The sequence below is a fragment of the Prevotella melaninogenica genome, from assembly GCF_003609775.1.
Classification (GTDB): domain Bacteria; phylum Bacteroidota; class Bacteroidia; order Bacteroidales; family Bacteroidaceae; genus Prevotella; species Prevotella melaninogenica_A.
The window spans coordinates 1,324,170-1,337,903 of record NZ_AP018049.1 but is presented as its reverse complement, the minus strand read 5'-3'; the positions used below and the strand labels follow the sequence as shown (position 1 = coordinate 1,337,903).

Sequence of the window (13,734 nt, the reverse complement as noted above, 5' to 3'; positions counted from 1 at the left end):
TCAGACAATCATTTATCGGTTATGTCCGTAACCTCTGTCACACGGTCAATCCATCCGTTCATGATGACAGCAGGACTGTGTGTCGTGAGGATAATCTGAACATTCGGATTCAGTTCTAAGATGAGGTCGATTAAGCGTTTCTGCCACTCTATATGCAGACTCACCTCCGGCTCGTCCATAAAGAGAACGTAATGTTCATTGTCTTCTACCAATACAGTCAGCAGGATAACCAAAATCTGCTTCTCGCCACTTGACAACTGATAAGGAGCGAGGACTTCACCTAATGAAGAGAATTTTATCTCATTCTCAGAACGGATAATCTTCTTACCAGTTTCGGTAAAGAGGTCGTCCAAAATATCTTGGAAACGTTTCTTAGGTTGTGATATCTGTTGTGCTTTCTCTGCAGCATCCGCGTCACCACTTTGTAAGGTATCGATAATACGGTTGCCGATGTTTACCTGATAGTCAAGATATTTGCGTTGAAGCTGAAAGAGCTGCCAGTCAAGTTCTGTAACAAGATCGATGTTTATCTTGCTGATACTATCCGAGTTCATCAGAGGTCGGTCGAACGAACGGATGATGTCATAACGTATCCATCGTGCATCATCAGGACTCACCTTTAGACGGACACCTTTTAGCGAATGGCTGGGAAACTCACCTCCTTGCGACAGACTCCGTATCACCTTATTAAGAATAGTACTCTTGCCGACACCATTAATTCCACTCAGGATATTCACCTGTCGGTCTAATGTCCATCGGATATGTTTCTTTCCACTCCAAAGCGAGTCAATCTCAATCTCTTCTATGTAATCTGCGTATTTCTGCATAATCGTAGATTTTATGACAATAGTAATGCAAATATAATGTTTTTTGCGTGAATGGCAATAAGAAAGCCTTATTTTAATGTAAATACCACGTTTATGGTATGCTAAATAACATAAAGAGTGTATTTCATATATGGGTAAATGTTTGTACCTTTGCATCCATAAACAATAAGTAAGAAATTAAATTCCAAAGAATATGGCAAAGATAGTAAACAAACTCACTGAGCTTATAGGTAATACGCCACTGTTAGCACTTAATAAATTCTCTGCAGAAAGAGGACTCAATACTCCTGTTCTTGCAAAAGTAGAGTATTTTAATCCTGGTGGTAGTGTGAAGGACCGTATAGCATTGGCTATGATAGAGGATGCTGAGGCTAAGGGACTCTTAAAGCCCGGAGCTACTATTATCGAGCCAACCAGTGGAAATACAGGCGTAGGCTTGGCATTGGTATCGGCTGTGAAGGGATATAAACTTATTCTCACTATGCCTGAGACCATGAGTGTGGAGCGTCGCAATCTTGTGAAGGCATACGGTGCTACGGTGAAACTGACAAATGGCAAGGAGGGTATGAAGGGTGCTATCAAGGCAGCGGAGGAGTTGAGAGATTCTATTCCGGGTAGTATTATCCTTCAGCAGTTCGAGAATCAGGCTAATCCAGAACGCCACTATCTTACTACTGGTCCAGAGATATGGCGTGATACAGATGGTAAAGTGGATATCTTTGTGGCTGGTGTGGGTACTGGTGGTACAGTGAGTGGTATCGGTCGCTACCTTAAGGAGCAAAATCCTGATGTGAAGATTATTGCAGTTGAGCCAACCTCATCTCCAGTTTTGAGTGGTGGAGAGAGTGGACCACATAAGATTCAGGGTATTGGTGCAGGCTTCGTTCCTAACACATATAATAGTAAGTATGTTGATGAGATTTTCCAAGTAGAGAATGATCAGGCAATTCTTGCAGGTCGTCAGTTGGCACAACAAGAAGGTTTGTTGGTTGGTATCTCATCTGGTGCTGCAGCCTTTGCAGCTACCGAGATTGCTAAGCGTCCTGAGAATGTTGGTAAGACTATTGTAACCTTGCTACCAGATACAGGTGAGCGTTATCTCTCAACAGTGCTTTACGCCTTTGATGAATATCCTCTTTAGTATTTTCCAAATTCTAAAATACTTTCCCAACAGACTGCTTTTGTCTTTAAGACAAGGTAGTCTGTTTTTATTTTTAGGTAGGAAGATAATGCTTTTATAGTTTGATAAATACTATTTTGATATTTGAAAATGTTTTACACAAATGGGACTTTAACTCCTATTGATACTGTAAAATAATGCTTTAGTTTCCCTCTTTCTAACCTTCAGATTATCAGTTGATTGCAAACTTGTAAAAGAGAAGGTGCTTATTAGGCTTCTTAAAGGGCGTTAGTAATACTTCAATAGGGCATCTTTTGCAAGCCAAAAGGGCGTTAATTCGAACGTAGAAGATGCTTGACTAAAAACGAAGAGTGGAAAAATTATTACATTTTAGACTGATTTCTTCTCCATTCTTTCCTTTTGGAGAGAGTGGAGAAGAGGTTTCTTTATTATTTTTGTAAGAGGAAGGTTTGTGTCTGTCAAGTGTTCGGACGCTCCACATTTCCTTTGATACTGTTTCAAGATACCATAGCAGTCTCGTCATCTATACGTAGGACCTTGAAAATATGTTTCTAAGTGAGATTTGGAAATCGCGATTTCCAAATCTCATAGTCATCAATAAGAAGATAAGAACTTTCTGTTTTTTATTAACGTTCAGAAGTCATAACACTAAAAGGATGGTAATGACACATAGTGTTGTTAAATGTAGGGTAGCTGGTTTAGTACAAAGAAAACAAAAGAGATTTATGTCATATTAAGAAATACACCAGTATCATTTAGAGTGCTGGGTACATCGAAACGGTTTCTCCATTGAGCTTTAACCTCACTCGATGGAATGTGATTTTGATTGTATTTCGATGAACTTGCAATGTTTTTTATTAATTGCAAATGTTTCTATTGGTAAGATATATAAACTTGTTTGTTGGATATATTTCTATAGTCTTTGCTTTTATACAGCTGGTTAGATAAATGTTTTATGTTTATCATATATTTATTCTTAATTTTTATTTAAGGATAAAATAAAAATGTTAAATTTGTGGCGATAAATAAAATAAGAAAGCTATTATAGAATTTCAATTATGGATATAGGAAGAAGATTAGCTGAGATTTGGAATGAGGAATACATTGCTTCACTTCCCAATGAGATTATTAGCAGAGGTTATACTTATGCAGACAATGTTCAAAGTGATATTTTAGTAACAGGAATTAATCCATCGTTTCGCAATAATGAAGATAGTGGGATTATTCATGGACCAATAAAAGAAATCTGGTATGGGCAACAATATGATAATTATTGGAGTCCAGTAAAGAAGATGCTTTTTGACGAAGATATAGATTTAAGAGATAAGTCTGATTATCTTGATATTTTCTATTTTAAGGAGAGAGAGCAGAATATTTTGAAAACCCAAATATTAAAGACATCTGATGGTATAAAATTCATTGTTGACCAATTAAATCTTACGATGCACATTATTGAGGAAGTTGTAAAACCTAAACTGCTTGTTGTGAAGAATAAGGAGTCACAAGCTTATTTTGGGAAACTCTTTGATGAGAAAGGATGGGTATGGATGGGTTATGAATTTGAGCATATTCTGGATATGGAATGTGGAGAACTTTGTCGTATTATTGGCTTAAGAGAGTGTGAAGGGCGCATAGCCCCAGAATTTAAAGATACGCAACTGGAAGGGACCTTCGTTCTATTTACAAAGCATATAAATCAATATACGCCAATTGCAGAACGTCCTACCTCAAGGATTCTTAAACTCATCTTAGATTGGTATGATTCTGAGAGGAGCGTTAGAGAGTTTGCAATAAAATAGCTTTATATTGGTCTTAGAATGACATTCTTTGGATGGTTCTATATAGAAAAACAGAAAACAAATAAATTAATACAAGGTGTACTTAAAGTGAAAAATAGTACACCTTTTTATGTTTCTTGGAATAAAACGAATATTCAAGTTATATTTTGCAATCATGATTGCAAAATTGTAATCTCTTAGTTTACCTTGTCAGACTAAGTCTTAGACTCACACCAAAGTCGTGGGTGGTTGTAGGGTAACTGCCTGATGAGAGGAGTGGAGTATTGATCTGTAAGTCGTAGTAGAGGCTGGCAGTAACCAAACGGCTCAAGGTGTAGTCGCTCAAGAAAGAGAACTTGAACGCAGTATTACCACTTGAAGCTGCCGATGTGAGTGAAGCAATGTCACGTGTGAGCGATGCCTGCTGGCGATAACTCATGTCAAGGCGTAGGTTGAGGTCACGGTTCAATCCGCTGCTCTGGCGAGAAGAACTGTTGTCCTGTTGTGAACTTTCTGTTGTCTTTTTCTTCTTACTCTTAGCTACACGTCGTGTACCATTGTTGAAAAGATTGAAGTCGTTTATTCTATAACCAATACCGACAACCCAGTCTTTTGATGAGGCTTCATTCAGCTGTACACTGGTCATAGAGAGTGATAATACACGTGTCTGGCGATACTCCAAGCGTGCAGTGAGGTTGTTCTGAAGAGTTACATCAATACCTAACAGAGGAGAGAAAGCTTCGTTGATACTCACCTGTGAGATGTTATACATCGAACTTGGAATAGGGTTACCCGTAGTTGCATCAGTAATGAAACCGAGTCCGTTCATGTATTCCTGCCATGTGCTATAGCTCTGATAAGAACCGATAGCAAAGATACTGCGGTAAGCATGATTGATGTTAACACTCTTGAAGAACTGTTCAAAGAATGGTAAGCGTGAAAGACCACTGTAACGGATAGACCAGTTAGGTAATAAACTGCGCAGAGAAGGGAAGATGTTGAGTCCGTTTCCACTCATGCTGGTGTATGCATTGAGGAAAGCAGGAACCATAACATCTGCACTATACTTATTAACAGCACCTACAGCAGGAGTGAAGTGTCCGCCACCAAAGGAAGCAGGGTAAGTCGCATTGTTATATTGTGCCTCGACACGATTGCGATAACTATCAAGTGATTGCACGAAACGATTAAACGTTGGACTATGATAGCCGTTGTTGGCATTGCCCTGACTTTCGAAGGCTGTACCTAACGAAAGGGTTGTCATAGTGAGTGAACCGCTCTGTGTGGTAGGCGTACCCGTGTACATATATTGGATGCTTCGTGAGGTAGTCTGCATACGACTGGCAGTAAGGTCTATCTTGAAGTCCTTAAATGGTTCAAGTGTCATACGAATCTGTAAGTCTTCAGTACGATTCGTTACAGCAGGTGTAGCTACACTGTCGTTCATAAGCAACCAATTGTTGTCACGTGCCTTACCAATATAGTCGTCATCAATAAGACCGAAAGCAAAGTCAAGACCTGGTGATAAGGCTCCTGTACCATGTGTCTGTCCGAAGGCATCACCCACCGTTGGCATAAAGCCAGGCAGTGCCATTGCGTATTGGTCACGATAAGAGATACTTGCCGAACGTACCATCATCAGCGCACGTGCCACACATTGTGCCGTCTTATACCAACCCTTATTATCGAGTGGTTCCTTAGGTGTGACGGTAAGCTTCATGCGGATAGCGGAGTCTGTACGGTTGAAGACTTTCAACTGTGTATCACCAATCTTACGATACTTGATTTTGATAGCCTTTCCTCTTTCGTCCTTAGCAGAAACGATGAGGCGTTTTGTATTCTTGCCATGTGGGACAAGGACAGCAGAATCGGCATTGATAACGATTTCCTTTTCAAAGCTCTTCTGGTTCTTAGGCAGTGCTTTCTTCTTGTCGTCATCTTGACCTTTCTCCTTTCTTTCTTTTTCTTTCTTTTCCCTCTCAGTTTTCTTCTGTTCTGCTGTCAGCTTAGGGCGAGTCGGACGAGTACGGTTAAACCGTTCATTGGTCTTCTTGAGGAATGGAATATGATTATAAAGTCGTTCAAAGTTAAAGGTGCTATTGATGTTCAAAGCACGATTGCTCGTGATGGTGTTACCAAGAGAGGTACCATCATCAAGGCTTGTTCCACGTACCCAAGTATAGGATGCATTGTAGTTTGCATCAGCGTTTACCCAGTCGAAGATCGGTAGCAGGTTGAGTGGAAGCTGATAAGAAAGCGTAAAGTTCTGTTGGTAGTCGAGTGGTGTACCGAAGTGCTTAATACTTGTCCACACCGAGTCTTTCCATGCCTGATAACGATCAGCATAGAGGTCTTTATTGATTGGAGTGTAAGGTTCTTCTATCTCGGCGTGTGTAGCACTTTGGAAGTTCATGTGGAGATTACGTGTCAAGTCCCAACGTAGGGCGAAGTCACGATTCCAAAGGAACTGTTCACTGAAGGTAAGTGGGAGCAGACTGTTCTCAGTCGACTCCATATCACGCTCCTGCAACTCGTAGTAGTTGCGCACCATTTCGGTGTTGAAGGTAACGTTTTGTGGCAACCAGTTCAAGCCAAAACGCTTGAGGATTTCAAACCATTTCGATCTACTCTTTATAAGTTTCTTGAAAGGTTCCCAAGGCTTATACACTGGAGTCCAGTTATAGTTCAATGCTCCACGCCAGTTGTCTTCGTTCTCATAGACCGTTGTCTCACCTGATGTGTGTGAGTGAGAATGGCTATAAGAGAATGAGAAGTTGGCTGGGTCGTATGGCATAGGGTGGTTCTTCGTCTGAATACCAACACGTACATTAGACAAAGAGAAATTCGTTGTCAGACGTTTCGTAACAGCAATAGCCTCGATAGAGTCACGCTCTTGACGATTTGCAGTACCATCAAGGGCGTCCTTCAATTCCATATCCGTGTCGAGAGGGTTGTATTTAGGACGACTCTCGCTCTTGGTTACGCTGTAATATAATGGTGCTGATACCTTTGCTTTGTCAGGGAAGAACTTTCCTAACTCAAGACTTGTGGTGACCGAAATATCTGTCTTAGACTCCTGCTGTCGCTCGTTAACACCCTGTTCCAAACCACCGAAGCCATCAGTGCTATGGCTGGCATTAACATCCACAGTACCGAAGTCGGAGAGTTGCAGGTTGAGCTGACCTCTTGCTGCCCAGCCACCTTCGTTGTTAAACTCCTGTAAACGCAATTCATTCACCCATACCTCTCCACTCTTCTGACTACTGGAAAGGTTACGAACACCAATAATCATTGTCTTTACTTCACCAAGGGTTGGGTTACCCATCACAGTAACCTTGTTAGCAGGACGGTCTGTATCATAAACAGAGAAAGCACGATTATAACTTGCTGTTCCTGCACCACGTGCCTGATTACGTTGCTTCTTTACAGAGGTGAGGAGCTTCAATGGAATATCAAGCATATTCTCCTCTGGCCATACGATACGGCGATGCTGCCCAGTATACATATCATAACGACCTGGAGCAGACAGCTTCAAAGGAATTTCATACTCGTAGTAGTTGTTCTTATAGTCAGACCCCAAACGGATGAACACAGCCAACTGGTTATCCGTAAGATTGGTTGTATTCTGTTCAAAGGCATTAGCATGTACGAACATCTGCAGACGCTTGTACTGACGAAGATCGAGGGTTGTATTCTTATAGACAGCCTTTGACTCTCCAGTTCCAAGATTGTTAACAACCATAGAGAGTGCCTGTTCGTTCTCCTCAACCAATTGTGGCTGGTTAGGGTCCTTTCCACGTTCAATGCCAGGAGGTATTACATAGTTTACAGGAGTCTTATCATTGTTTTCTTCAAGGCTCACAGCACTCACTGACATTGTACCCGAGTTGCTGGCAGAGTTGGTAAGGTTCTGTTGATACTGACGCCACTTACCACTTACAAGGTCGAAAGTGCCAAAGCGGAGTACGATAGGCTTGGCAAAACCAGTGAGGAACATACGCATGAAGCGGATGCTGGTAAAGCCACTGATGCTACCCACACGCTTTTGGAACTCCTCTAAAGGAATACGGAACTGATACCAAGTGACAGGTTCAGAGCCACCCTTACGCAGTGGGGCTGAGGCTACACGCTTATCAACAATGAAGTTCTGACCTACGACAAGGTCTTGTGGACGAATACTAATATGATACTGGTAGTATTTCTCATATTCGTTCAGCGTATAGTCCTGATTGATGTCCTCTACATCAGGCGTTGTTTTATACGAGGTATCGTAACGCTCGTTATTGTTATCATTGTCTGGTGAGTTACCCTGTGGGTTGTTGATACGCTTATATCGTTCAAGGATAGAAGCCTGCTTAGCATCCCAATCAGAACCACGGAAGTAGTGGTAGTCATCATTGGCAGGGTCTGCCCATATCGAGTCGAAGACAGCCTGATTGGTGTTAGCACGCACTGCTGTAAGGAAGTTCTGATAAGAAGCAAACTGCTGTTCTTCCTCATCAGTCAATCCATTAAAGCCGACATCTTGTTTCGCACGACTACCCTTTGAGGTTGCGAAGGCGTAAGTAATCGTACTTTGTGTTGGGATTTTACCCCATTGCGTAGTTGTCCATGACTGGCTACCATCTACAGGCATACCACTCTCATAGAACTTCTTACCATCTTTCAGTACGTCTTCAGACACCTCTCCAAGGTTGATATAGAAGTCACCACCATACTGATTGGCATTCGGCAGTTGGTTGGAATAGATGAATGGGTCGAGCATCCAGAACTCTATATATTCGATGTTAGCAGTTTGGAAGTCGTTAGTATCCAACTTACGCATCATACCTCCCCATGTTCCAGTAGGATTCGTGAGGTGTCCGTTAACGTCAATATTCGGATTGAAGTTATACGGTCCACGCTCAGAAGGGTAGTAAGCGAGGTTCAGAATATTCAATGTAGAGATAGAACCGCTATAGTTTCGGTCACGATTTGGGAACAATTCGGTAACTGGAATCTCACGTACATAGTGATTAGAGAGTTGCTCGAGATCGCTCTTGATGTGTCCCGGTGTCAGTGAACTACTGCGACGAGTGAAGAGCGGGTCGATAGTGTACCATGCTAACAAACTTCGATTGAAGCCACTGCGAAGGCTTGTCTTATCTGAATACTCAGGGAAATCTGATGGTACACTGGAGATAATCCAAGAGGTAGGCTGACTTACGTCGATAGTTGTCTTCGCTCCCTCAAAGTCATCGAGATAAGAAGCATTGTCCTGTGTTCCCTTGCTCTGGCCTGCTAACAACTGTGCAAACTCAGCAGAGAAAGTAATATATGAAGGCTGGGTAACATGTAGGAATGGAATTCTATTGAGCATATTCGTAAGCCACTGACTCTCTTTCTTCCAGTTGATATTCAGTCCCCAAATGGTGTTGTTGAGTGGTTCAGAACCCATATTCACCTTAGTTGTCAACGGTTGTTCAGAGAGGTGCATGAAGGTACCACCAATCTGGAAGTCCTTTGAGAAGTCGTACTCCCAGTTTACACCAATCATCGTCTTACGCTCCTGTTGATAAGCACTCTGGCTTTCCAGCGATACATTGACTGCTGTACCTGCATCGATAATACTCTGATTAAGGATTGTCACCTCACCAGCACTGTAATCAACGCTATAGTCAGAACCCTCGTTCAAGGTTACACCGCCCGCAGTTACTATTACCGATCCCTGTGGAACGTTATAGGCTCCAAGGGAGATAACGTTTGCAGCCGAACCACGATACTGGCCAATAAGGATGAATTTATCCTTCTCAGCAATCTGCTTAGCGATGGTCTTCGTAGAGTCATAGAGTTGTTCGAAAACGTACTTATCAGCTATGGCTGTAGTAACTCCCTTATCTGTCAATGCTTTGCGAAGTCCGTTGCCGAAAGGCTCAGCCATAGGGAAGAATACACGTCCGTTGCTGATGGTATAACCTTCAACGTAATCAAAATAACCATTGGAATGCGGATTGTTATTATTATCCAGTCGGTCAGCATTGAGAAGTTTGATGAGCGTTTGGTTCTTTACTTGCGGTTCTGGAATGTATGACAGATAGACACCTGTCGTATCACTCTGATACTTCACGTCGAGGCGGAACTTATCGCGCTCAATGTTAGAAGCGAGATAATAAACGTTCTTCATCATCAAGTCCCAGTTTCCTTGCTTAGGATTATTGCTGGTGTTCTTCAATGACTTGACAAAGAGTGCCTCATTGATATTGGTACGATCGCTGGCAAACTCACCCACCTGATAGGTTACACCACCGTATGTGTATTCGTAGGCAATCGCCAACACCTGATCAGTTTGTAATCCGCTTTTCAGTGAGATATAACCCAAGGCATTGTTGATTGTGTATTCAGAACTATTGAGCAGTCGGGCGTTAGCCAACTTTTCATAGTCGTTGCCACCAACAAGTCCTGCACCATCAAGGATACCCGTCACTTGATCAATGTCACGAGCGGCAGGGAAAGTCTGCGTGATAGTGGTGTACTCTGTATTAGCATTGTTTGTTGGCACAGGTCCGTTACCAGTCCCCCACAGGTCAGTACGGCTAATCTTCTTGTTTTCACCAAGGTCTGTAAGTGCAACAATGTTACGTGTGTTACTCGTTGTTCCAGTCTTATTCGTCACCCATACCTCCACACGATTAATCGTAACACCAGTTTTGAGGTTAGGCAATGACTTCATAGCCGCATCATAGTTGTCGCGGAAATATTGTGAGAGGAAGAAGTGGTGATTCTCTTCATAGTCGGCAGCATCAATCTCAAACGGCGTAAGTTGTTTGCCACCACGTGAACTAACGCTCTTGTTAGAACTCTTCTTTTGTGATAATACGGTCTGTAACTTCAATTTACCAAACTGCATATCGGTACGAATACCGAAGAGGGCAGATGCTCCTTGTACGAGAGAGTTGTTAGAAGGGAAGGTAACATTACCACCCTCAACGAGTTTGATAATCTCATCTTCCTTACCTTCATATCTCAGTTTGAAGTTCTGTGTGTCAAAGTCGAAGGTAGCATCGGTATTGTAGTTAAGGTTCATGTTCACCTTGTCACCCACCTTGCCATTCACGTTGACATTGATTTTCTCATCAAAGTCCATTGCCGTTGTCTTACGATTACGGATAGGAAGTGATGGGTTATCAATGTTCTTGATGTTTGCGCCGAACTTCAACTCAGCCGAACCCTGTGTCTTGATACGTACACCACCAGGACCGAATATCTTTTCAGCAGGACCCAATGAGAAGTGCATATCAGTAAAGTCAAACTTATCCTTACCTTTCTCCTTTAGTATTTCTTGATTCTTTGAGCGGTAATAATCAGCAAAGCTACGCTTCTCCGTCCACTTCCTATACTCCTCTGGCGTCATCATGATTGGAGCCATCACGTAGGTCTTACCAATCTTATAACCAATGATATAGCGGTCGAGTGAGTCGTTATACTCCACAGTCTGTCGCATATTCTCTGGTCGGATAAGGTCGGTAGAGTTTTCCTTGAGGTCGTCGTATGTAATCGGGGTAGTGCGCTGCACCTTCCAACGAGGATGTAGCAAAGAGTCAGGAATAGTCTCCTCATCGATCTCCACTTCAATAGGCTTCGCTTTCTTGACCGTATCTGGTGGCGCTACCGCATAAACCAGTTTTGCAATTGGTGCAAAACTAAGTGCCGAGCGTCCCCAGCTCAACAGTCCGATACTGCCGAGAAGTGTGATAATAAGGATGGATATGTAATACTTTCTTTTCAAGAAGATAAGTGGTTCTATACCTCCCCAAGCCCCTCCAAAGGAGGGGATATGTTGGAGTAGGTGGATAGTTCTAACCAATGGTAAGCCTTAACATACAGTAAAGTGCAGTTGTAGGCGGTAATCACGCCCCTCTCTGTAGGAGAGGGGATGGGGGTGAGGCTTTTTACTTAATCATCTTCAACGCCAACTTAACAACCTGCTCCACTGGTAGGTCTGGCTGTTCAGCGAGGATGCTTACAACAACCTTTGCTGATGGTACAGGAGAGAAGCCCAGCATTGTCAATGCACTGACCGCTTCGTCCTTGATAGCAGTGTTGACAGTTGGTGTGTTAGGCTGACTGCTTACGTGCAACTCGTCAGCAATACCGCTCTGCATAATCTTGTCCTTCAAGTCAACGATGATGCGTTGTGCTGTACGGAGTCCGATTCCTTTCACCGTCTTCAACATCTTCTCGTCACCATTGGCAATGACATTGCAAAGTTCTGCAGGTGTCAGTGATGAGAGAATCATACGAGCGGTATTAGCACCGACCCCCGAAACAGTAATCAATAATCGATAGAGCGAGCGTTCCTGCTTATTGGCAAAGCCATAGAGCGTATAGTTGTCGTCGCGTCCACCCGTCATAATAGCCTCGTGCACATAGAGTTTCACTTGCGCTTTACCCTGTATAGCACTATAAGTATTAAGCGAAATGTTCAGTGCATAGCCCACACCATGTGCCTCGACAACAGCCAATGCAGGTGTCAGGTCAGCCAGTTCGCCCCTGATGTATTCAATCATAATCTAATAAAAATAATCCTTACCGTGGCAAGGTGTTTTGTATATACAGAATTAATAACGTAATATAATAACAAAATATTGTATTACAAAAGGTATAAAAAAAAAAGAAGGCATAAGCGGCTCAACCAACTGGCCCCTCCCCCTTACCCCTCCCCCAAAGGGAGGGGCGTGAAATGTACCGTATGCTTATAGATTGCTCGCAAGAAAAGAGTCAACTCCCAAATAGAATAACTTGTTTACACATAAACTTGTCTACCTGTAAACTCGTGTACTAACCAAAAGGGGTATCTCGCTGATTACGCCCCTCCCTTTGGGGGAGGGGTAAGGGGGAGGGGCCAGTTGTGGTTGTGGCTTCTACATAATTATGTTAAAACATCTTTTTTTGCTATACTTTCTTTAAATAAAACGTTACTTTTGCAGCAGATAACGAGTACTAAACTGTTAAAGGTAAAGAATATGAAAAAGATTAGAGCAGCCGTCGTAGGCTATGGTAACATTGGTGTTTATAGTGTTCAGGCACTTGAAGCAGCACCAGATTTTGAGATTGCCGGTATTGTTCGCCGTCAGGGAGACAAGGATAAACCATTGGAGCTGACCCCATACGAGGTTGTTGATGATATAACAAAGTTGAAAGATGTTGACGTAGCCATCCTTGCTGCACCAACGCGTAGCTGCCCAGAGTTTGCAGAGAAGATTACAGCATTGGGTATCAATACTGTTGACTCTTTCGATATTCATGGTTCAATCCTTGACTATCGCACTAAGCAGATGGAAAATAATAAGCGCACTAACACCGTTAGTGTTATTGCTGCTGGTTGGGATCCGGGTTCTGATTCAATCGTTCGTATCTTGATGGAGAGCCTCGCACCAGAGGGTCTTTCTTATACCAACTTTGGTCCGGGCCGTTCAATGGGTCACTCTGTTGTGGCTCGTAGCAAGAAGGGCGTTAAGGAAGCTTTGTCAATGACTATTCCTCTCGGTGAGGGAATCCACCGTCGTATGGTCTATGTTGAGTTAGAAGAGGGTGCTAACCTTGAGGACGTAAAGAAAGAACTTAAGGCTGACGATTACTTTGCACACGATGAGTTGCACGTGTTTGCCGTACCAAGCGTAGCTGCTTTGAACGATGTTGGTCATGGTGTTCACATGACGCGTAAGGGTGTGAGCGGTAAGACTCACAACCAGCACTTCTCTTTTGATATGTCTATCAATAACCCTGCGCTTACTGCACAGGTGCTTGTTAACGTGGCACGTGCAAGTATGCGCCTTGCTCCGGGTTGCTATACAATGCCTGAGATTCCAGTTATTGATATGCTTCCAGGTAGCCGCGAGGATATTATTGCGAAGTTGGTGTAAGGCTATTTGGCTAATTAGCCTTATTAGCCCAATTAGCCTTATTAGTCCTATTAGCCCATTAGGCTAATAACCTTCCCCCTTAATAA

6 protein-coding genes are annotated in these 13,734 nt (G+C 42.7%); 3 read left to right on the top strand and 3 right to left on the bottom strand.

Going from position 1 to position 13,734, the window contains the following annotated elements:
- Positions 1-8 precede the first annotated feature (8 nt).
- Entirely contained in the window at positions 9-827 is an 819-nt protein-coding gene (locus PMEL_RS05455) for an AAA family ATPase (protein WP_120174321.1), read from the bottom strand.
- A gap of 193 nt (positions 828-1,020) precedes the next feature.
- Here PMEL_RS05455 and cysK point away from each other — a divergent pair, with 193 nt between their 5' ends.
- On the top strand, positions 1,021-1,968 hold the full coding sequence (gene cysK / locus PMEL_RS05450; protein ID WP_120174320.1) for a cysteine synthase A: 948 nt from the start codon (positions 1,021-1,023) through the stop codon (positions 1,966-1,968).
- Between the two features lie 1,058 nt (positions 1,969-3,026).
- The gene (locus PMEL_RS05445) at positions 3,027-3,767 is read left to right on the top strand and encodes a hypothetical protein (RefSeq protein ID WP_120174319.1); all 741 of its coding nucleotides are present in this window, start codon (positions 3,027-3,029) and stop codon (positions 3,765-3,767) included.
- Between the two features lie 181 nt (positions 3,768-3,948).
- On the opposite strand, the gene sprA is transcribed toward PMEL_RS05445, so the two are convergent.
- Both sprA and ruvA read right to left on the bottom strand, forming a co-directional pair.
- Positions 3,949-11,511, bottom strand: a complete 7,563-nt coding sequence (sprA, locus tag PMEL_RS05440; RefSeq protein WP_120174647.1) for a cell surface protein SprA — start codon at positions 11,509-11,511, stop codon at positions 3,949-3,951.
- A gap of 163 nt (positions 11,512-11,674) precedes the next feature.
- A complete protein-coding gene (ruvA, locus tag PMEL_RS05435) occupies positions 11,675-12,292 on the bottom strand; it encodes a Holliday junction branch migration protein RuvA (RefSeq protein WP_120174318.1) in 618 nt (205 codons plus the stop codon).
- A 456-nt stretch (positions 12,293-12,748) separates the two neighbouring features.
- Between ruvA and PMEL_RS05430 the strand changes: the two genes are divergently transcribed.
- A complete protein-coding gene (locus PMEL_RS05430; protein WP_120174646.1) occupies positions 12,749-13,648 on the top strand; it encodes a diaminopimelate dehydrogenase in 900 nt (299 codons plus the stop codon).
- Positions 13,649-13,734 lie beyond the last annotated feature (86 nt).

Excerpts from the sequence above, each read along its gene's own strand:
- PMEL_RS05430 (WP_120174646.1), top strand. The coding sequence starts at position 12,749 with ATGAAAAAGATTAGAGCAGCCGTCGTAGGCTATGGTAACATTGGTGTT.
- PMEL_RS05445 (WP_120174319.1), top strand. The coding sequence starts at position 3,027 with ATGGATATAGGAAGAAGATTAGCTGAGATTTGGAATGAGGAATACATT.
- cysK (WP_120174320.1), top strand. The coding sequence starts at position 1,021 with ATGGCAAAGATAGTAAACAAACTCACTGAGCTTATAGGTAATACGCCA.
- PMEL_RS05455 (WP_120174321.1), bottom strand. The coding sequence starts at position 827 with ATGCAGAAATACGCAGATTACATAGAAGAGATTGAGATTGACTCGCTT.
- ruvA (WP_120174318.1), bottom strand. The coding sequence starts at position 12,292 with ATGATTGAATACATCAGGGGCGAACTGGCTGACCTGACACCTGCATTG.